We start from the raw sequence: 20,738 nt of genomic DNA, 5'->3' as shown, positions 1-20,738 counted from the left end.
ATGAAACAATCCGTCGTGATGGGGTGCGCCCTCTTGATATTTTTTCTGCCCGCTCTTTCCCACTCCCAGGACCAGTGTGGAACTGTTTGTCCGGTGTGCACGGGGGAGCTAAAAAATCCGCAGGAACAAAAGGGTTATCAAGGAATCATACCCCCCGGCCGATTCAATTGGTTTTCGATATACGTTCCCGCCGGACACGACGAGGAGGAAAATGGGTCCACCACTTTTTCCGTGGGGCTTTTTAACCGATTGGAAACCGGAATTACACTTGGTCTCGGCAGCTGGGACTGGAGAGGAAAAACGAGGGTTCTATTGGTGCCGGAAAAAAGAATTACTCCCGCTTTGCTTGCCGGTGTCGGCAATCTAAAACCCTCCGGCTTGGAAACCAACGGCTATGTAATGCTGGCCAAAGGAGCGCCCCTGGGTTCGTCCTATTTTCTGCACGGATACCTTGGGGCCGCCAAGCCCTTTGACGGCCGGCCGGCAGAAGCAATTTTCGGCGCATCCATAGGTTTCGGAAGCCGGATTGCCGCCATGTCGGCTTATGACGGGCAGGAGTTCCATCTTGGCGCGGCTTATCAGCCGTTTTCCTTTTCGAATTTCGGCTTAATGGTTTTGGACGTGGAGGGACACCCGGAAGCGGCTTTGATGGGGGCTTTTTCCGGAAGAATTCCGTTTATGTCCAGCAAAAAGCCGGAGGAAGCGCCGAGCGATTCCTCCAAAATAGAATAGAAACCTTTTAGGGGTTGGAAGTTTTGGATGGGTCGGGAGCGGTTCGGCTTCGCTCACCATAAATGACTCCCGACACAACGATAAGGATTACCGCGCGTCAGCCGTCAAACCGAAAGTTTTTTGCCTTTGGTTTCGGGAAAGGTCCAAATCCAGAGGCCGGTCAGAACGGCAAAGAAGGCGGCAATCGAAATTCCTCCGCCCAGGCCGTAACGGGTCGCCACATGGGCGATAATCACCGGGGTGAAAAACTGCACGCCGCGGGCCAGATTGAAGGCGGAGCCCATGGCGGTGTTGCGGACATCGGTCGGGAACAGTTCGGAGAAAAGCGGGCCGTAGCCGCCGAACATGCCGGTGCCGAAGCCGACCAAAAACATACAACCGAGAATTACCGGCGGGGAGACGGCAATCGTTTCCCAGAGCAAAGTTATCATCACCAGTCCCCCGGCCATCAGGAAGGAGTAAATGGTGTAGGCCGGGCGGCGGCCCAAGCGGTCGGCCACGAAGCCGAAGGTGAAATAGCCCAAAAAGCCGCCGGTTTGGGTGACCAAAATCCAGGCGGCGGATTTGGCCAATGAAAACTGGCGCTGTTGATGCAGATAACCCGGCAGCCAGGAGTAGGTGAACCAATAGGCGGACATGTCGAAAATCGCCAGAACCAAAGCGAGCATGAAAAATTTGCGGTGTTCGCGGGAGAAGAGAAGCAGAAATTTTGATTTTTCCTTGATTTTGGAAGCGTCCGCCATTTCGGAAGTCCGTCTCTTTCTTTCCAGCCAGAGGTCGGATTCGGGGAGCGTGCGCCTAATCACGACCACGAGAAGGGCGGGGAGAACGGAAAGGAAAAAACAGGCGCGCCAGCCGATTTCCGGAGCCAAGAATCCGCCGACCACCGAGGCCAAGGCGATGCCGATGGGGGCGCCGGTTTGCATATAGGCGCCGTAGCGGCCGCGCACGTTGGGCGGGAACGTTTCCCCCACATAGGTCTGGCCGGTGGCCCATTCGCCGCCGACGCCCAAGCCGGTGATGACGCGAAAGAGAATCAGTGTCGGCAGGTTGGCGGAGAAGCCGGAAAGGAAGGTGCCGACGCTGTAGGTCAGAATCGTTCCCTGCAAAACGGCCTTGCGGCCGAAGCGGTCGGACAGGATGCCAAAGACCACGCCGCCGACGGCGGTGGCGGTCAAGGACGCGCCGAGCACGTACGAAAGCTCGACGTTGGAAAGATTCAGCTCCTTGCCGATGGGAATCAAAAGGAAAGTGTAGAGCACCAAATCGTAAAAATCGAAAACCCAGCCGGCCCAGCTTAAAAGCAGGATTTGGTAATGGGAGCGGGTCGGTTTTTCGTATTCGTTCAGCAGTTGCGGAGGTGCAGTCGTGGAAGTCCCGCCCATTGAAGGGGAAATAAGATTACGGAGGGGAGGGCGTCAAGCGGAAAGACACCCCCTTCGGCCTTCCCTCGATTTTGCTCGGGACAAGCCGGCCTCGTCCCCCCTTGGCAAGGGGGGCAAAAAAAACGGGCAGGTGGCAACGTGCCCCTACAAATGCAAAACAAAATGGGCAGACCCTAAAGACAAATACGTTCGGGCAAGCACATCGGTCTGCCCCTGCAGAGACAAACGCAAAAGGGGGCAACCACGGGGAGTTGCCCCTGCAAAGACACCCTTTCCGGCCTGCGGCGCCGTCCCTCTTAAATACAGGGGGAAAGAGAAAGTTCCGGTCAGCAGGCGCAGAGGCGGCCTTCGCGCCAGGTTTCGTACCCTTCGTACAAAAGATAGCCGGCAATCAAAAGGCCGGCGGCGGGGTCGGCCCACCAGATTTGGAAAGAGTAGTTCAGCCAAAGTCCGGCCAAGAGGGCGGCGGAGAGGAACATACATGCCAAAGTTTGCTTGGAGTCGGCCACCAAGCTCTTGCTTTCCAATTTTTTTCCGGTGCGGTATTTCAACAAAAAGAGGACGGGCATTACGATTAAGGAGACGATGGCGATGGCGATGCCGAGGAGGGAGGGTTCGGCGCCCCGGCGTTCGTATAATTTTTGGGCGGATTCGAAAAGGACGTAGGCACCGAGGATGAAGAAGGCGGCGGCGACCAAGTGGACGGCTTTTTTCTCGGACTTCATTTCCTCTTCCTTCGACGCCCATTTTTTGCCGAAGCGCCAGACCATGACGCCCCCGGAGAGGGATTCGACGAAGCTGTCCAGCCCGAAGCCGACCAGCGCGGTGCTTTGGGCCAAAATGCCGGCGAAAACGGAGACGAGCCCTTCCAGCAAATTGTAGCCGAGGGTGAAATAGGAGAGGCGGAGGGCTTTTTTGTGCAGGGCAGAATTTGCCTGGGATTCGGAATTCATACGGGCGCGGTTTGAATTAAGAGGGGTGGAGGGGGGGCGTCAAGGAGAAAATGGAGGTTGAAAGGCAACCTCACCCCCTGGCCCCCTCTCCGGCATGGAGAGGGGGGATGGGCGGTTCGCGAAGTGCCCCTGCAAAGACACCCCCTCCGGCCCTGCGGGCCTCGTCCCCCTTGGCAAGGGGGACAAAAAAGACAGGGCACGTGGCAACGTGCCCCTACAAAGACGGGCAGGCACAAGACCTGCCCCTACAAAGACAAGGCAAAGTTATTTAGGTTTTTTGGGGAGCCAGCGTGGAACAGCTTTCAGATACGATTCGTATTCCGCGCCGAATTTTTGTTTTAAGGCGGGTTCTTCGTAGAGGATGACGAAGAGGTGCTGGATGGCCCAGACGCAGGCGGCGAAGATGAAAAGCGTCCAGGATTCGAAAAAGATTGCCTGGCCGATGATGATGAGACCGAGGGCGAGGTACATTGGGTTTCTCGTCCAGCGGTAGAGGCCGCGCGACACAAAAACTTTGGGCGGGTCGATGGGGGCGGGGGTGCCTTTGCCAAAGGTTGCGAAATCCCAAAAGCACCACAAAAGGAAGATTGCGCCTGCGGCGATTAAGGGGATACCCGCGAGATACCAATTGCCGATTTCGAAGGAGCGGTTCCAAGCCGAAAGGAGAATCCAGCGGGGAATCAAAATCACGCCGGTGACGGGGACGAGGAGGAGGAAGAGCAGGGTTTTTATGATTGGCGACATTTAACCTCCCCTTAATCCCCTCCTTCGTAAGGAGGGGACAAAAACAATAAACCTCACCCTAACCCTCTCCTTGAGGAGAGGGGGCAAGACAGAAGCACCCCCTCCGGCGCAGAGCGCCTCGTCCCCCTTAAGTACAGGGGGACAGAAAGACGGGCAGGCACAAGACCTGCCCCTACAAAATCAAAGGCAAAGGCGGGCAACCACGGGGAGTTGCCCCTACGAATACAAAACCAAAAAACGGGCAGGCACGGAGGCCTGCCCCTACGAAAAACCGGACGGGCGGTTCGCGAACCGCCCCTACAAATGCGAGAAAAGAAACGGGCAGGCACAAGACCTGCCCCTACAAAGACAAAGGCAAAAGCGGGCAGACACATGGGTCTGCCCCTACGAAAGACGGGGCGGTTGATTTCGCAAAACGGTTTTCCTATCATTCCCGCAACCTTGGCGGCCATTGGCCGTAAAGATACAACATAATGAAAGGAGGAGCAGTATGAAGAAACGCCTGGTTACCACCGGCGTGTTTTTGCTTTTGGGGCTTTTTTTGGCCGTTTCCACCTCGGCCAAGCGGAGGGGTTCAGCGAAAGCGGAGACCAAAGACCTGCCGGAGTTGAAGCATGAGAAATACGTTCTGCCGAACGGGCTGCAAGTAATTTTGCACGAGGACCATACCGTGCCGATTGTTTCGGTGAACGTGTGGTATCACGTCGGTTCCAAAAATGAAAAGGTGCGGCGGACGGGGTTCGCCCATCTGTTCGAGCATATGATGTTCCAGGGGTCGGAGCACCAGCCGGGGGAATTTTTTGCGCCTCTCGAAAAAGTGGGCGGGTCGGCGAACGGCTCCACCAACGAGGATAGGACGAATTATTGGGAGAATGTGCCCTCCAATTATCTGGAACTGGCGCTCTGGCTGGAGGCGGATAGGATGGCGTATCTCCTGCCGGCGATGGATTTGAAAAAACTGGACAACCAAAGGGACGTGGTGAAAAACGAACGGCGGCAGGGGTATGAGAATGAACCGTATGGAAAAATTGAGGCGTTGATGCCGGAACTGCTTTATCCCTCCGGGCATCCGTACAGCTGGCCGGTCATCGGGAGCCACGAGGATTTGACGGCGGCATCCTTGGAGGACGTGAAAGATTTTTTCCGCACCTATTACACGCCCTCCAACGCGAGCTTGTGCATCACCGGGGATTTTGAGCCGGCCAAGGCGAAGGAACTGGTGAAAAAGTATTTCGGGGGCATACCCCCCGGGCCGACGGTGGAACGGCTGAAGGACTGGCCGGTGAGTTTTGACGGCGAGAAGCGGGTGACCGTGCCCGACCGGGTATCGCTGCCGCGCCTCTACTACGTCTGGCACACCCCCCCGTTCTATGCGCCGGGGGATGCGGAGCTGGATTTGCTCGCCAATATTCTTTCTTCCGGGAAAACCTCGCGGCTCTACAAGTCGCTGGTGTATGACCGGCAGATTGCGCAGGATGTTTCCGCTTTTCAGGCCTCGCGCCAAATCGGGAGCGAGTTCAGAATTATGGTCACCGCCAAACCGGGGGTTACGATGGAGGAGATTGAGCGGGCGGTGGATGAAGAGCTGGCAAAAATCCGCACCAAGGGGGTTTCCTCGCAGGAACTTTTGCAGGCGCAGAACAACTGGGAGGCGATATTCGTCCGCCAGTTGCAGAACGTCGGCGGGTTCGGGGGGCGGGCGGATTTGCTGAATCAATACAACTTTTTTCTGGGAGACCCGGACAAATTATCCTGGGATATGAACCGGTATTTGGGGACGACCGCGGGGGCCATCAAGGAGACGGCGCAAAAGTATCTGGACCCTTCCCGCCGCCTCGTGGCGTGGGTGGTGCCGCAGCCGGACTTTCGCGCGGAGAAATCGACCGTCGATTTCAGCAAAATGCCCTCCCCGGCGAAGGAGCCGACATTCAATCCTCCCAAAGTTCAAAGAGCAAAACTTTCCAACGGGATGGAGGTGTGGCTGGCGGAGGAACATAAACTTCCTCTCGTGCAACTGGAAGTAGTCGTCAAGTCCGGCTGGGCGGGGGACCCGAAGGGGAAACCGGGAGCAGCGGCTTTGACCGCGGCGCTTCTGGATGAGGGGACGCGCTCGCGCTCTGCGCTCGAAATTTCCTCCGAGGCGAAGAGTTTGGGGGCGCAACTTTCCACCGGCAGTTTCTTTGACGGCTCGACGGCGACGCTCAACGTTTTGAAGAAGAATCTGGACGGGGGGCTGGATTTGCTTTCCGACATCATCCAAAACCCGGTCTTCCCCGCGGAGGAACTGGAACGGCAAAGGCAGATTTATCTGGGGCGCATCATGCAGGAATCGAAGGAGCCGGTGGCTTCGGCCATCAAGGCGTTCCAGAAGGCGCTTTTCGGCGAAGACCATCCGTACAGCCAGCCGTACACCGGCAGCGGGACGGAGGCGTCCGTCAAGTCGCTCCAACGGGAGGATTTGGCCGGCTACTACGAGACCTATTACGCGCCGAACAACGCCGCGATTGTGGCGGCGGGGGACATCACGATGGAGGAACTGCTCCCCAAGCTGGAGAGGGCGTTCGGCGGGTGGGAGGAAAAAGAGGTTCCGGCGATTACGATTCCGCCCGGGCCGGCGATACGGGGCTCCAAAGTCGTCCTCGTGGACAAGCCGGGGGCGGCGCAATCGGTCATCGTGATGGGAGGTTATGGAATGGCGATGAGCTCCCCCGATCGTTATCCCTTCCAGGTGATGAACAACGTTTTGGGCGGACAGTTCACCGCCCGGCTGAACATGAATTTGCGGGAGGAGAAGGGGTATTCGTACGGCTCGTACTCGTTCGGCATCCCGACCAAGGGAACGGGGCTTTTCATCGCCTTTGCGCCCGTGCAGGAAAAATCCACCAAGGAAGCGCTTACGGAGATGAAAAAGGAACTTTCCGGGATTTGCGGCACGAAGCCCATCACGGCGGAGGAGCTGAAAAACAGCAAGGACAATCTCATCAAGGGATACTCGCAGGAGTTCCAGACGGTGGGGGCCATCGCCGGGAAGCTGGCGGAGATGGTGATCTTCGGGCTTTCGGAGGATGAGTTTTCGCGCTACGTTCCCTCCGTGGCCGCCGTGGACGGCAAGGAGGCGCAGGAGATGGCGAAGAAATACATCCGGCCGCAGGCGACGCTCACCGTGGTGGTCGGCGACAAGGCCAAGCTGGCCTCCATCGTCAAGGAGCTGAATTTGGGGGAAATCAGCCAGATGGAGGAGGAGTAGTTAAACTCACCCCTGACCCCCTCTCCGACACGGAGAGGGGGAAGGGGCGATTCGCGAATCGCCCCTACAAAGACAAAGGCAAAAACGGGCGGGCGGAAGCCCGCCCCTTTTTTTCTTGACCGGCCCGGCGGGCTGGTTATCTTTCAGGCATTAGAAATAACGTCAAGCGGTGAATGGAGGGAGGGAAGTTTGCCGAAAGGGTTGAATTGTGTCCGGGAAAAAAAACGGGCAGACAGACCGGTCTGCCCCTACAGGAAAGACAGAGATTGGAGACCGGAGATTAGAGATTCGTCCACTCCCGGCTCCGACTCGAAGAGCGGGCACGTGCAACGTGCCCCTGCAAAAACACCCCCTCCGGCCCTGCGGGCCTCGTCCCCCTTGGCAAGGGGGACAAAGAAAGCAGAGACTGGAGACCGGAGATTAGAAATTAGAAATGAAGAAACAAAAACCATACTAAAAAAGGAGGAGCGATGAAACGCATCCTTACAGTATCCATGCTGACGGCGCTTGCGGCACTGTGGACGATGGCGGTTTTTGCGGCGGTGCCGCAGTTGATCAATTTTCAAAGCATCCTGCGGGATGGGAGCGGGATCCCGGTGGCGGACAGCACATATTCGGTCACGTTCACCATCTACAATGCTGCCAGCGGGGGAACCAACCTTTGGACCGAAACCCAGAGCGTGACCACTGCCAACGGGCTTTTCGCCGTGCTTTTGGGGAGCGCCAACCCGGTTCCGGATTCCGCTTTTAACGATTCCGTTCGCTATCTCGGGGTCCAAGTCGGGGCGGACCCGGAGATGACGCCGCGACAGCAAATCGTTTCGACGGCCTATTCGTTCCGAGTCGCCCATTTCATCCCCAATTATGGTATTAACAACACCTTCATCGGTCAGTATGCCGGCAACTTGGGGATGGCCGGGCGCAATAACACCGGCAGCGGGATCGGTGCGCTCGTTCGCAACAACACCGGCTCCGAAAACACCGCCAACGGGACATTTGCGCTCTTAAACAACAACGCCGGCTCCTCCAACACCGCCTGCGGGTACAGTGCGCTCGCGTACAACATTTCCGGCTACAATAATACAGCCAGCGGGGCAGAGGCGCTCGCCAATAACACCAGCGGCTTCTATAACACCGCCAGCGGATACCGAGCGCTTTACAACAACACCACCGGCTCCGACAACACCGCCAGCGGGGTAGGGGCGCTCTTCAGTAACACCACCGGCTACTCTAACACCGCCAACGGGAGTGGAGCGCTCTACAGCAACACCACTGGCATCGACAATACCGCCAGTGGTGACGATGCGCTCTCGAGAAACACCGGCGGCAACGGCAACACCGCCTACGGGGTAGCAGCGCTTAACAGCAACACCACCGGCGGCGCCAACACCGCCAGCGGGAAGGAGGCGCTCTTCAACAACACCATCGGCAACCACAACACCGCCAGCGGGGCCAGTGCGCTCTACAGCAACACCACCGGCATCGACAACACCGCCAGCGGGTATCTGGCGCTCGGAAACAACACCACCGGCTCCTACAACATCGCCAGCGGGTTCAGTGCGCTCTCGGGCAACACCGGCGGCGGCGGCAACACAGCCCTCGGGTACGGTGCGCTCTCCGGTAACGCCACCGGCAATCTCAACACGGCGATAGGTTACGGGGCGAATGTGGCTATCAGCACCATGACCAACGCCACGGCCATCGGCGCCAACGCCATAGTGGATGCCAGCGACAAGATTCGACTGGGGAACAGCGCTGTCACGGTTCTCGAATGCCAGGTGGGGCTGACGGTCGTCTCCGACAAAAACGAAAAGGAAAACTTCCGGCCGGTGGATGGGGAGGAAGTGCTTGAGAAACTTCGCAAACTTGAGCTTTCGAGCTGGAACTACAAGGGGCATGACCCGAAGCAGTTCCGGCACTATGGCCCGATGGCGCAGGATTTCTTTGCCGCTTTCGGGGATGACGGGGTGGGGAAGATTGGGACGGAGACGACCTTGAACTCCGGGGACGTCGCCGGAATTTTGATGGCGGCGGTGCAGGCCTTGGGGGACGAGAATGCCGAGCTCAAATCCCGGATGGAACAGCTTGAGAAAAAACTGAAGGAACTTCAGGCCGAAAAGCCGCAGGCGGAGGTGCGGTAGGATAGACCTCACCCCCTGGCCCCCTCTCCGACACGGAGAGGGGGAAGGGGCGATTCGCGAATCGCCCCTACAAAGACAAAAACGGGCGGGCGGCAGCCCGCCCCTTTTTTTTGCGCGAGAGGGGGGTTAAAAAGTTATTTGCAACTGCAGGCCGGGGGTTTTGCTTTTGGCAAAATACTTTGGGGCGAGCTGCCAGCCGGTTTGCGCCATTTCCTGGTTTCGTTTGCGCACGGCGCCGTCCACCTGGGCGATATCCACGATGGCGTGGACGATGATGAACGTGGCGATTGCGCTGGCAACAAGTTCCTCGCCGTCCCCCCGGCTGTTCTCGGCCTCATTGGCGGCCAACAGGAAAAATCCGGTAAACACGCCCCGGATGGCGCCGCCCGTCCAGCCCCTTTTGTGAACCCCTCCGTAAAAATAACCCACCGAGGGGCCGAGCACGGTTCCGGTGTTGGCCACCACGGCGGCGGCCATTTCCACATCCTCCTTGTCCGAAGCCGCATCCATGGAAATCCCGATAATATTCGGCAGTATCGTCGCACAAAGCGACCAGGCGAGCGCCCTGCCGGGGGATTTGAGTTGGGGTTGAACATCCGTGGTGTCCGCAAAAGCGAGTTTCGGTAAAACGCAAAGAACAAGGAGCCGCGCTGCACAAAACAGGAACTTATTCATCGGCCCTCCTTTTTTCCGGGCGGTTTTTGTTTTCGCTTTGTTTCGCCTGCAAGGCCGTTTGCCTTCACGGCAGGCGGTAGCCGACGCTTACGCCGAAGACGAAGTCCAAAATGTCCCCCAAGTCATCGTCCATCGGGACGCGGAAGAGGAGGCCGGGGATAAAGTTGCCGAAGGCGTAGCTGCCGGAGAGGCCCAGCTGCTGGATGGTGCGCTCGTTGAAGCTCAAATCCCCCTCAGTGATAAGGGCCCGGCCGGTGAAGCCGCCCAAGAGGGTGACGCGACCGCTCCGGAAGCCGACTTGGGCGCCGTAGTCGCCGAAGAGCTGCGCATCGCCGCCCCCCTCGGTGACGACCATGAAGGCGGGGCCGGCTCGGAGATTGATCAAAAGTCCCGTCGGCCCCGTGTAGCGGTAGTTGGCGCCGGCGGTGAAGGTCATGACGTCCGGGAAGAAGGCCTCGAAGCGGTCGTAGTCCGTGAAGAAGGCAAATTCGGAGGCGAGGAGATGCTCGTCGTCCACGATTGGAAAACGGACGGCGAAATCGGCGGCAAAGCGGGAGCCGGGGGGGGCGATTTCCACGCCAATCTGCGGATTACCGAGCTGGTTTTCGGAGTAGCCCTCCACGCTGACCGTGTCGCCAAAAAAATCGATGAAGGTGTAGTCCTTCAGCCCGGCGTTCGTGAAGGGGAGCTCGGCCTTGAGGGTCAAAAGGCGGCCCAGCCGGAAGCGGCCGGAAAGAAAGAAGGTGGCGGTGGAGAAGGTGGTTTTGAGAGGCGGGGTCAGGAACCCGCCGCCAAGATACTCATCCGTAAAATTCGGCTTCTGGATTTCCAGAAAGATGGCGCGGTCGGCGGTTTGGTCCAGCCAGGGGGACTGGGGGAAGGCGCCGGGGGTTAGAAACAGAAAAAGAAGGAAACCGAGCGGGGTTTGGAGCCGGTTACGTTTGGTCATAGTACCTCCCGTTATAAAGGTGCATTCGCTGATGAAGCCCGCCCGTTGCGACGGAAAGAAAGGGGGCGGGTTTGCGCCTGTCAAGCGCAACGGAGCGCCGGGTTGAAACCCGGCCTACGGGGGCAAATCCGACACTGAGGTGTCGGCTACCTTAAGGAAAAGAGTTCGTTCCTACGTTTTTCCGTTCCATTTGTATATCTCTCTGTCTCCGATTTGCAGAATGCGTTCGTAGCCGCTTTGGCGCATCAGCTCCAACAACTGCGAACGTAGCGGTTCGCGAATCCAGATTTCGAAGATAATCAGGCGGGTTTTGCGCGCAGCGATGGCGTCGGCCAGTTCGGTTACGGAGAGGATGCGGTATTTTTCCCGTTGGGCGTCATGCAGCCGGGAGGAGATAACCACGCCGGAGTGGTTTTCTATTTTCGGCAGGACAGCCGCCTTGGAGCTTAACAGATAGCCGGGCCAGAAGGCCAAAACCGGCTCGCCTTCGGTTTCTATGTTTGAATCCAGCGTGCGGGCGACCGATTCGAGCGTTTCGATTTTCCAGTTTATGGCATTCTCGCGCCCGCCGCCGACGCCGGGCACGGCTGTTCCAAGGGCGGTGTAGCGGTGGTAATCGAACGGCCAGGCGAGGACGTAAGCCGTCAAAGCAATAATGGAAAGAGTTCGCCAGCGGCCGGGGGATTGCATCAGTTTCGAAGCAAGCAGAATCAGGGCGATTATCAGAAACGGAATCATCGAGGAGAAGTATTGAATGTGCGTGGGGGTGGGGATAAACAGCATGAACGGCAGAACGAAAGTCACCACCAGAAGGGAGGGAAGTTTTTGTCCGGCGCGAATCGAAATGTAGAGCAGGTAAGCGCCTGCCAAAAGGAGAAGCGCGAACTGCAGACCGATGAACCCCTCCGTCAAGCCCCAGCCCAAGAGGCGGGGGATGGACTGGATTTTCTGCGTTAGGGAGCCGGCGAAGTCGAAATCGGAACGCAAGAAGTGGTAGCCGATGTTGTTGAAGTAGAAATTGTCCGGGTTTTTGAGGAGGAAGTAAGAACTCGGCGCCAAGCCGAGCAAAAGGCCGGTTATATGCTTCCAAAGGGGGGGGAGTTTTTTTCCGTCCCGGTAAATCAGATAGAAAAAAACGGGAACCAGCCCAACGAAATAGAGGCGGGTGCTTATCGCCAATCCGAGAAAAACTCCGGCCAGAAGATATTTCCAATCCTTCCAGCGGTCGGCATAGAGGGAGAGGTAGGCGGCGAAAAGGAGAAAAGTCGAGAGCGCGTAGGTTTTCGTGGTGGCGAACCAGCCGATGGAGAAGCTGCTGGCGGCAAAAAGGATTACAGCTAAAAGTGCCCAGGATTGTTTACCCGTAAGATTTCTGACGTGGAGGAAGAGGAGAAGGCCCATCAAAACGCCCAAGAAGCCGGAGAGGGCGCGGGCGGAATACCAGTTCATCCCGAAAATTTTCATCCAAGCCCCGTAGGCATAGGGCAAAAGGGGCATTTGGGGCCAGAAGAAATCGGTATAGAGCGATTGGCCTTCCATCACCAGCTTGGCGGCCAGAAGGTAGGCCCCCTCGTCGGGGTCCACCAGCCGCTCGCGCGACGAAAAGAAAAAAACGGCGGCCAGGAGGGTCAAAGCAATCAAAACATAAAACCAACCGCTTCGATTACGAGTTTCGGATTTTTCCACCATTGAGAAGCGCAATAACTTGCACGACAATTTTCCCGTCAAGCCAAAAATTTTTCATTCACCGGCGCTTGACAAGGAAAGGGGGGGGGTTCATCTTTCCGGCAGGCAAAAGGAGTTTCTTACCAAGCCGGGGAGCCGGGTGGGCTTTTCGAGGGGAAGGGTCCAACGGGCGGGCCGGGGGAGAATCGGAAACCGCGCATTTCAAAAGCAGACCCCCGACCGGGAGGCGTTATGAAAAAATCAATTCTTTTGGCCGCCGTTTTGACCGCTTTTCTGAAAAAAAGCGTTGTTTTTTAGTTTTTACATGCTTCGGAACCGATAAAAAACCCCGGCTTGTGATGAAAAGCCGGGGGATGGGGACAGCCCATCGTGTTTTAGAGGGTGAGTTTGATGTTGTTGTCAGCACAAATCCGGCGGATGTTCATTTCGAGTTCATCCGGGTCGGGGCTGACCTGAAATATGATGGGATCCCCCAACTGATGGGTGCCGGGGCTGCCGCCTTTGACAATGGCGCCCTCGTAGAAACGGAAGGCCTCGCCCGTGCGCGGGTTAACGTAAACCCCCTGTTCTTTTATTTGGCTCCAGCGCAAGCGAGGAAGATTTCCTCCCACCAGGGTTTCGGCGGTAGCGACTCCCACCGCAGCCGTTTTTTCGAACATTGACTTTCACCTCCTTTCCTGCCGGGCTCGGTTTCGTTGTGAAACCGGCCTTTATTTCTTGTTTCCAAAAAATATTTTATTTTTTTCCGGCCAAAAAGTTCCCACGGGCGCGAATTTTTTCCTTTACTTTTTTCGTTCTTGAATAATAAAACGGGGACAATAGGATTTTTTTGATTGTCAACGGGTTATGAAACCGATTTTTCAGGAGTTTTTCTGTTTCCCGGCGGTTGAAATTCAACCAGTTAAAAAATTACCGAAATCAACGGGTTTTGGTTCGCCCCCCATTTCCAAAGGCACAAAATTGGCGCGGCGAAACAAAAACCCCGCCTCAAACGGCGGGGTTTGTACAGGTTGCTGAATTAACGCGTCAGCCATCTTTCGGTCGTGGTGCAGGGGTTTGAAGCCGACTTGCCGGGCTTCAGTCCCTTCTTCTGTTCCCATCCCGATACCGGCCGCGTTTTTCGGCATCCTTCACCTTCGCTTTAAGCAAGCGGGTTTTGGCCTGTTTGGCCGGACCGTAGCCCGGCTTGACCTTCAGGGCGCGGTCGTAGCGCTCGACGGCGCGGTCGGGCTTGCCGGTTTTTTCGTACACCAGGCCGATGTTGTAGTTCACCTTCGAGACCCAGACGGGGTCTGTGTGAATCACCAGCACGCGGTCGTAGTAAGTGATGGCGCGGTCGTAATACCCGAGGTTGTAGTAGCAGTCCCCGAGGTAGTAGTGGGCCTGCCAGTAGTCCGGCTCCAGGTCAATCGCCAACCGGAACTGCACGATGGCGCGGTCGTAGTAGCCCAAACGATACAGGCGCAAACCGTCCCGGTAGTACCAACCGGCGTCGTGATAGCCGCTGGAATAGCGTGCTTCCACGCTCGTGCCGTGGTACCCGCCGCACCCGCTTGAGGCCAGGGCGGCGGTCAGCAGCAAAACCAACCCCCCCACCATGGTCCGTTTCATGTTACCTCCTTTGTTTTGCCTTGCGCTCCGTGCGCAAGACCACTTCGGAAGTACGCGCTGATTACTTATACAATCCTGTCCATTGCGGAGTTTTTTTTGGCGGAAGCCCGTTCGCACACAAGCGCTTACAAAATGGAACGGAGCGGCTTGATTGCGGCAATTAAAAAAGAAATTTTTAACCAAAACAAAACCCCCGCTTCCAATTTGGCGGAAGCGGGGGTTAGCTAAAGTCCCCTTTTTTAGAATCGTTCAGTCCGGAATCGGCAGGTTGTGATCGTCGCACATATCCTGGATTTTGGCGAGTTCCAGCGAGACATCCGGCGAGATCCGGGCGACGATGAATTCCGAGCCGTGAATCACCGGGCTGCCGTCCGGGATAATCGCATCCCGGCTCACACGGAAATAGCGGGGGTATTCGGTATCCACGTACACTCCCGGTTCGTGAATGTCGTTCCAGTTGCAAAGGATAATCCCCTGCTCGGCCAGACGGTCGGCGTTCGGAGCGGGTCTTTCTTCCTTCATCCGATTCACCTCCTTTGACGTGCGGTTTCGGCGGAAACCGGTTACAGCATGCCTTTCCTTCATAAACCGGGAAGGGGGGCCGGGTTCCCGAAAAAAGAGGGGGCGGGAAAGTTTTTTTGCCCGGATGCGGGCCAGGAAGCGGCCGCCTACAACTTCCTTTTAACAAAAACGGAACAAGAACGGAGTGAAAAACGGGCGGGGGCATTGAGCAGAGGGATTGCAGATTGCACGGAAACCTCTCGTTGTCCCTCTCCTAAAGGAGAGAGACAAGAGAGAAACACCCCCTCCGGCCCTGCGGGCCTCGTCCCCCTTAAAATACAGGGGGACAGAAAGGGGCAGCAAAAACACAATGAAATCGAAGGGAAGGGCGCAAGGGGGCCGTTAGCAGAGAGGGACCATGATAACAGAAATGAAGAACGAAACGGCGCTTTTGGCGCCGGAAAGCAACGCGGAAGCGGAACTGGTTGAGCTCATCAACCAAAAAGTAAAGCCCAACAAACCGTTGGAAGGGAAGGAGGTATTCATCCGGAAGATGTTTTTGGTTTCCGACCAAATCAATTCGTTCGGCGGCCGGTTCGACCGGAAAGAGCTTTTGAAAATGGCGGAGCTGGTCATCGACGCCCCCGTTCTGGTCGGGCATAATCACCAAAAATTGCCGATTGGAAGGAGTTTTTCGGCGGAAATCGTGGAAAGAAACGGGGCGGCGTGGCTCGCGGCGCATTTTTACTGGCTGGCGGAGGCAGCCGGGGCGGAGAATTTGGCAAAAAACATCGACGGCGGCATCTATAAGGAAGTTTCGGCGGCGTTTCTCTTTGAGACGCCGGAGTGCTCGGTCTGCGGGGGGAACATCCGAAGCTGCGAGCATGTTCCGTTCCGGCGGTATGCCGTTCCGAACGGTTCACTAAAGCCCGCTTTTTTCTGGTACCGGAACGTTTCCAAGTTTTTGGAGGCGTCGCTCGTTTTTCGCGGGGCGGTGGCGGGGACGGGGATTGCGGCTCCAATGGGGGCGCAAAAAGGGGAGGTTTTTACCACGAAAGTTGTCGAACGAAGAACCGTTCAGAGTCGTCGAAGACGGTTGCCTCGGATTTATCGGTAGATGGGGAAAAGACACCCCCTCCGGCCTTACGGCCTCGTCCCCCTTGGCAAGGGGGACAAAAGGAACGGGGAAAGCAACCTCTCTCTGACCCTCTCCTAAAGGAGAGGGGACAAGAGGGTGAACCTTTCGGTTCACCCGGGCGAATCTGAAGATTCGCCCCGACGCTCAAGGCAAATTCATATGGAAAACAAAAACGCAATCAAATCGGAGGGAATGGCGGGAGGGGGGACAATAGTGGAGGGATGGTCTGAAAAATCACCCCCCAATAGAGACAGGGATTAGAGATTGGTGAATAGTGATTAGGCCGCCCGGCACAGCCCAGATTCTTCGCTCTGCTCAGAATGACAAAAGGAAGGATGGAGGTCTGAAGACCTCCGCTACGCAATATTCAGAGGAAAAGATGGACGGCAAAAACGCAATCAAATCGGAGGGAATGGCGGGAGGGGGCTTTAAGTGAAGGGAGCGTATGAAGCAAAAAGGAAAAACAAACGGGCCTTTGAGTTTGGTGACGGCGGAGGGGCTTTTGAAGTTCCTCTTCTCGTTCGGGATGACGGCGTTCGGGATTTTGGCGGCCTATTACACCACGGTTTCCGGGTTGAAGCTGGAGCTGGCGGGGAAGGCGGACGGGGCGGCCGTCGTTTCAATGGAAAAGAAAGTAGCGGCAGTCGAGGTGCAACTGGCGGAGCGGTTCATGACCAAGGAGGATTTTTACCGGATGCGGGACGAGATGCTGGAACGCTTGGGCAAAATCGAGGCGAAGCTGGAGCAAAATTCGGAGAGACGATGACGGAAAAGCAAATCGAAAGGGAGCATTCCGTTTTGAAGGCGGAGCTGATCCGAGAAGTGAAGGGGCTTTATGCCACGCTGGTTGTTTTGACCACGGGGCAGGGGGCGGAGGTTTCCGGCGAGGTGGAAAATCTTTCGGCGGAAAAGCTCGTTGAGCTCAAGAAAAAGTTGAAACAGAAGTTAGACGCGGCTTTGGCTGCGGAGCCAAGCGCGGACGTGCGGTTTAAAGTCCCCGGAGCGGGAGCTCCGGGGCTACCCAAGCGAATTTTGAGCAAGGGGCCAGGGAAAAGCAACCTCTCCCCAACCCTCTCCTAAAGGAGAGGGGACAAGAGGGTGAACCTTTCGGTTCACCCGGGCGAATCCAGAGATTCGCCCCTACGTTGAAGCAGCAAACGAAAGAAGGAGGGGGCGGTTCACGAACCGCCCCTACGGGAAATGCAAAAAATTGAAACGAAACGAAAGGAGAATAAATGGGAGTACGGGATTTGGCGCTGGAGGGACTGGGGGCGGTGTTCGGCACGTTCTTAATCAAACAGACCGCCGGGGTGGATGACCTCAAAGATGCGGACATCGGCAAGGCGGTCACCATCACCGCGGGATACACGGTGGGGCCGGCCACGGACGGGTCGGTGCTTTTGGGAAAATTGGTTGATTTATCGCTCACGGACGCGGACAACGGGAAAAGAGTGGCGACGGTGCAGATTGGGGGAATCGTCAATCTCAACCTCGCGACGCCGGCGCCGGCGGTCGGGAACCGGGTCGTGGGCGGGGCTTCCGGGACCGTCAAGCAGGCGCCGGCCTTGGCGGGGAATGACCCGGCGGGAGGGAACGTTGCCCGGGGGACGGTCATCGCCGTCAACGGCACGACGGACTGCACGGTGGTTTTGAATTAGGAGCAACCCCTCCCTAACCCTCCCCTAAAAGGAGAGGGGACAAGAGAGAAACACCCCCTCCGGCCTTCCCTCGACCGTGCTCGGGACAAGTCGGCCTCGTCCCCCTTAAATACAGGGGGACAGAAAGACGGGGTTTGAAGATTGCAGGGAAACCTCTCCCTAACCCTCTCCTGAAGGAGAGGGGACAAGTTTCAGATTTGTCTGCCGGATGGGAAGAAGATTGAGTGATTGACGATTGAAAGAGAAAACCCCCTGACCCAAAGGGACAAGCCCTTTAGGTTTGTCCCCCTTCGTAAGGGGGACAGGAAAAAGGGGGTCTTTTTGACAAGGGAGAAAAAATAAGAAAGGAAAAGAATGGAACTGGAAAAACTTTTGGAAGAGCCGAGCTGGATGTCGCTCGCGCTGGCGGAGAAACCGAGGAAAGGGGCGGCGGATTTGACGCGGGCGGCGCAACTGGAGATTTCGCGCGAAACCTATCTGGAGGCACAGAATTCGGGGATGACGCTTTCGGAATTGCTTGAAACCGAACCGTATGACCCGTCGCCTTTGGGTTCGGCATTGGACGCCTTTGAGCGACAGTTGGTCGTGCGGGGGTTGAAAACCGAAGGGAAGAACGCTTCCACGGTGGAGGAGTTTTTTGCCGCGGCGCCGGTTTTGATGCCGGAGTTCATCCGGCGGGAAATTCTGGCAGGCCAGCGGATGCGCCCCGGCCTCGAAACGCTCGTCGCGACATCCACGCCGGTGTTTGCGTCCCGCTACACCCCTTTTTACATCAACGTATCCCCGGCGCAGACCAAGCTTTCACTCAAGCCGGTCGGGGAGGGGGCTTCCGTGCCGCAGATGCTGGTCACGGAGCAGCAGCATACCATCACCGTGCCGGAGTATGGACTCGCGCTGGCGATTTCGTATCGCGCCCTGCGCTACCGGTCGATGGCGCAGTTCAAAGTGCTCTTGTGGTACGTGGGGTTCCGGCTTTCGGCGGATAAAATCGGTTTGCTCGTCAACACCATCATCAACGGGGACGGGAATTCAAACCCGGCGACGGTCATCAACACGGCGGTCACCGGCACGCTGGCTTACACCGATTTGGTGAGCTTTTGGAACGAGTTTTATCCGTTCGAGATGAACACCTTGGTGGTGGCGAAGGACAAATTGAAAACGGTTCTGACGCTTTCCGAATTCAAAGACCCGATGGTGGGGTTCCGCTTCCAGAAGACCGGGGAGCTGGTGACGCCTTTGGGCACGAAGCTCATCCGGTCGGATGATGCGCCGGCGGATTTGCTCATCGGGCTGGACAACCGGTTTGCCATCGAGGAGGCGGTGTCGCAACCGTTGATGGTGGAGTTTGACAAGGTCATCGAGCAGCGGCTGGAGGAGGCGGTCGTTTCGGAAGCGGTGGCGTATGCCAAGGTCGTCAAGGAAGCGAGTCTGGTTTTGGACGTTTCGTGGTAGGGATGTCTTTTCCCGGCCCCGCCCGATTCCGCGCCAGCGGAGGGGCCGCCCCCGCCGGCTGGTCTGCCGGCCGGGTGAGCAGGAAGACATACCCGGCAGGGGGACGGCGCGCCGTCCCCCTGCAAAAGTTCAATCGCCGGGAGCGCCGATTACGAAAACCAATCGGCGCCACCGGAAAATGAAAGAAGAAAGGATGTCCCCACCCCTGTAAAGACAGGGATCAGGGATTGGGGATTAGTGATTCGTCCGCCCCGCACCGCCCAGATTCTTCGCTGCGCTCAGAATGACAAGAAGAGGGAGAAATTCTGAGGCAATTTCACAGGGGGCGGTTCACGAACCGCCCCTACAAGAGAAACGGTTGGAGCGAACCTTCGGTTCGCAGGGGCGAATCTGAAGCCTGCCCGGCCAGGGATTCGCCACTACAAAAAAAGGATTGAAGGATGCAAAAACTATTGGACACATCATCCGCGCTTAATCCGACGGGGCTTTCGACGCAACGGAAGATTTTCAGAGCGCCTTCGGGCGTGTATGCGGGAAGAGGGGCGGCGCTTTACCAGAAAACGGCGGGGACGATTGTTCTGGTTTTCGCCGATCCGCCGTTCGTCAATTGGTCGGCGGCACAAAACGTCGCCACGGATTCGGCGGATTTGCCTTTTTCGGCCACGATGGACAAGGACGGGAACATCTACGTCATCTATACGCAAGCGACCACGCTCGCTTTACTGATGGTGAAGCTGTCGTTTGCCAACGGAAGTTGGAGCGTCGGCACGGTGCGGCAGGTTTTGACTGTGGATTCGAATTACTACCCGGTCATCGTCAAGGACCGCACGGACCGGCTCTGGGCGGTCTGGACGCGTTTTGTTTCCGCCGAAGGCAAATATTATCTCTCGGCAAAAAGCTCCATCAACGACGGGGCGACGTGGGGAAGCGGGGGGACAGATGTTGGAACCACGCTCACGTCCGGAGTTGCTTCGGCGGTTTACGGCCAAGTGGAGATTTTCAATGACCGGGTGTATGCGGTTTACACGGAGGGGGGAGCGAAGTTGGCCGCAAGATATTTTCCGATCAGCGGGTCGCTCTGGGGGGCGGAGGAGATTCTGGCGAGCGGGACGGGGTTTGATGCCAACTTCGCCGTCAAGAGTTCGGCGGACGGGAAATTGGGGGTTGCTTATGCCAGTTCCTCCGGGCTTTTCTACCGGGAAAATGACGGGACGGTTTGGGGCGGGGCTTTGCAAATCGATACAACCGGTGCAGCTCCGTTGGTCGTTTTTCCCAACGGGAAACCGACGGTACTATATCTGAAAAGCTTCGGCAGTTTGCAGAACCAGCTTGTTTTGGCGCAAAAAGGGGAGAGCGGGTTTGGAAGCGCCGTGCCGCTTTTTGCGGGAGAGGCGGCGTTTGCGAAAGTTTTTGTTTACGACGCTTCGGCAACCACGAAATTCCAGGACAAGACGGCGGAGGGGGCTTCCGCAACGGCGGGGGATGTTTTGCATTCCACTTCCGCGGCGATGCTCAAAGATGTTGGGGATGCCTTGTATTTGGGAATGGAGGAGGCGTTTCATTTCTTCCGCGTTCTCTTTTCGGTTGCCGGTGTGGGCGGAGTCGTCACCTATGCCTACTGGAACGGGTCGGAGTGGACGGCGTTCGTTCCCGATTCCGGCAATTACAACTTTACCGACAGCGGGGCGGGGGTCTATCTGTGGAGTGACAAATCGCAAATACCGGCGGAGTGGAAACGCGCGAGCGTCAACGGCACGGTCAAATACTGGCTGAAGATTGAAGTCGCCACGGCTTTTTCCACGGGCCCGGTCGGAACGCAGCTTTCGGCCCTTCCGGAAACCATTTATCCAAACGTGACGGAGTGAT

At 57.1% G+C, this 20,738-nt stretch carries 19 protein-coding genes; 9 read left to right on the top strand and 10 right to left on the bottom strand.

Annotated features, from left to right (window positions below; all coding sequences use genetic code 11):
* A complete protein-coding gene (locus VNL73_09525; GenBank protein ID HXF49645.1) occupies positions 1-732 on the top strand; it encodes a hypothetical protein in 732 nt (243 codons plus the stop codon).
* A gap of 104 nt (positions 733-836) precedes the next feature.
* Here VNL73_09525 and VNL73_09520 read toward each other — a convergent pair whose 3' ends face one another.
* From VNL73_09520 to VNL73_09510, 3 genes are all read right to left on the bottom strand, one after another.
* Positions 837-2,117, bottom strand: a complete 1,281-nt coding sequence (locus VNL73_09520) for an MFS transporter (protein HXF49644.1) — start codon at positions 2,115-2,117, stop codon at positions 837-839.
* A gap of 326 nt (positions 2,118-2,443) precedes the next feature.
* A complete protein-coding gene (locus tag VNL73_09515) occupies positions 2,444-3,070 on the bottom strand; it encodes a cation transporter (GenBank protein ID HXF49643.1) in 627 nt (208 codons plus the stop codon).
* Between the two features lie 264 nt (positions 3,071-3,334).
* On the bottom strand, positions 3,335-3,814 hold the full coding sequence (locus VNL73_09510; GenBank protein ID HXF49642.1) for an isoprenylcysteine carboxylmethyltransferase family protein: 480 nt from the start codon (positions 3,812-3,814) through the stop codon (positions 3,335-3,337).
* Positions 3,815-4,304: 490 nt separating this feature from the next.
* Here VNL73_09510 and VNL73_09505 point away from each other — a divergent pair, with 490 nt between their 5' ends.
* Together VNL73_09505 and VNL73_09500 are read left to right on the top strand one after the other, a co-directional pair.
* The gene (locus tag VNL73_09505; GenBank protein HXF49641.1) at positions 4,305-7,061 is read left to right on the top strand and encodes a pitrilysin family protein; all 2,757 of its coding nucleotides are present in this window, start codon (positions 4,305-4,307) and stop codon (positions 7,059-7,061) included.
* A gap of 470 nt (positions 7,062-7,531) precedes the next feature.
* Positions 7,532-9,202, top strand: coding sequence for a tail fiber domain-containing protein (locus VNL73_09500; protein ID HXF49640.1), 1,671 nt, complete (start codon positions 7,532-7,534; stop codon positions 9,200-9,202).
* 126 nt (positions 9,203-9,328) lie between these two features.
* Here the strand turns inward: VNL73_09500 and VNL73_09495 are convergent, their stop codons facing one another.
* From VNL73_09495 to VNL73_09465, 7 genes are all read right to left on the bottom strand, one after another.
* Entirely contained in the window at positions 9,329-9,877 is a 549-nt protein-coding gene (locus VNL73_09495; protein ID HXF49639.1) for a hypothetical protein, read from the bottom strand.
* 64 nt (positions 9,878-9,941) lie between these two features.
* Complete coding sequence (locus tag VNL73_09490; protein HXF49638.1) at positions 9,942-10,826, bottom strand: hypothetical protein; 885 nt, start codon at positions 10,824-10,826, stop codon at positions 9,942-9,944.
* A gap of 171 nt (positions 10,827-10,997) precedes the next feature.
* Entirely contained in the window at positions 10,998-12,515 is a 1,518-nt protein-coding gene (locus VNL73_09485) for a glycosyltransferase family 39 protein (protein HXF49637.1), read from the bottom strand.
* 371 nt (positions 12,516-12,886) lie between these two features.
* Complete coding sequence (locus VNL73_09480) at positions 12,887-13,171, bottom strand: hypothetical protein (GenBank protein HXF49636.1); 285 nt, start codon at positions 13,169-13,171, stop codon at positions 12,887-12,889.
* Between the two features lie 234 nt (positions 13,172-13,405).
* Positions 13,406-13,612 carry a hypothetical protein gene (locus VNL73_09475; protein ID HXF49635.1) on the bottom strand — a complete coding sequence of 69 codons (207 nt, stop codon included), beginning with the start codon at positions 13,610-13,612 and terminating at the stop codon, positions 13,406-13,408.
* Entirely contained in the window at positions 13,590-14,123 is a 534-nt protein-coding gene (locus VNL73_09470; GenBank protein HXF49634.1) for a tetratricopeptide repeat protein, read from the bottom strand. The genes VNL73_09475 and VNL73_09470 overlap by 23 nt, the downstream gene beginning before the upstream one ends.
* 249 nt (positions 14,124-14,372) lie before the next feature.
* Positions 14,373-14,645, bottom strand: coding sequence for a hypothetical protein (locus VNL73_09465; GenBank protein HXF49633.1), 273 nt, complete (start codon positions 14,643-14,645; stop codon positions 14,373-14,375).
* A 409-nt stretch (positions 14,646-15,054) separates the two neighbouring features.
* On the opposite strand from VNL73_09465, the gene VNL73_09460 reads away from it, so the two are divergent.
* The 6 genes from VNL73_09460 (at position 15,055) to VNL73_09435 (ending at position 20,737) form a co-directional block, all read left to right on the top strand.
* A complete protein-coding gene (locus tag VNL73_09460; protein HXF49632.1) occupies positions 15,055-15,741 on the top strand; it encodes a hypothetical protein in 687 nt (228 codons plus the stop codon).
* A 466-nt stretch (positions 15,742-16,207) separates the two neighbouring features.
* Entirely contained in the window at positions 16,208-16,528 is a 321-nt protein-coding gene (locus tag VNL73_09455) for a hypothetical protein (protein ID HXF49631.1), read from the top strand.
* Positions 16,525-16,842, top strand: coding sequence for a hypothetical protein (locus tag VNL73_09450; protein ID HXF49630.1), 318 nt, complete (start codon positions 16,525-16,527; stop codon positions 16,840-16,842). Before VNL73_09455 ends, VNL73_09450 begins: the two co-directional genes overlap by 4 nt.
* Before the next feature lie 155 nt (positions 16,843-16,997).
* The gene (locus VNL73_09445) at positions 16,998-17,420 is read left to right on the top strand and encodes a hypothetical protein (GenBank protein ID HXF49629.1); all 423 of its coding nucleotides are present in this window, start codon (positions 16,998-17,000) and stop codon (positions 17,418-17,420) included.
* Between the two features lie 354 nt (positions 17,421-17,774).
* A complete protein-coding gene (locus VNL73_09440; GenBank protein ID HXF49628.1) occupies positions 17,775-18,872 on the top strand; it encodes a hypothetical protein in 1,098 nt (365 codons plus the stop codon).
* A 440-nt stretch (positions 18,873-19,312) separates the two neighbouring features.
* Complete coding sequence (locus tag VNL73_09435) at positions 19,313-20,737, top strand: hypothetical protein (protein HXF49627.1); 1,425 nt, start codon at positions 19,313-19,315, stop codon at positions 20,735-20,737.
* The last annotated feature ends 1 nt before the right edge of the window (position 20,738 follow it).

This window comes from Verrucomicrobiia bacterium (assembly GCA_035574275.1).
GTDB lineage: Bacteria > Zixibacteria > MSB-5A5 > DSPP01 > DSPP01 > DSPP01.
Note: the sequence above shows the minus strand (reverse complement) of the source record. Positions and strands in the feature narration are given on the sequence as shown.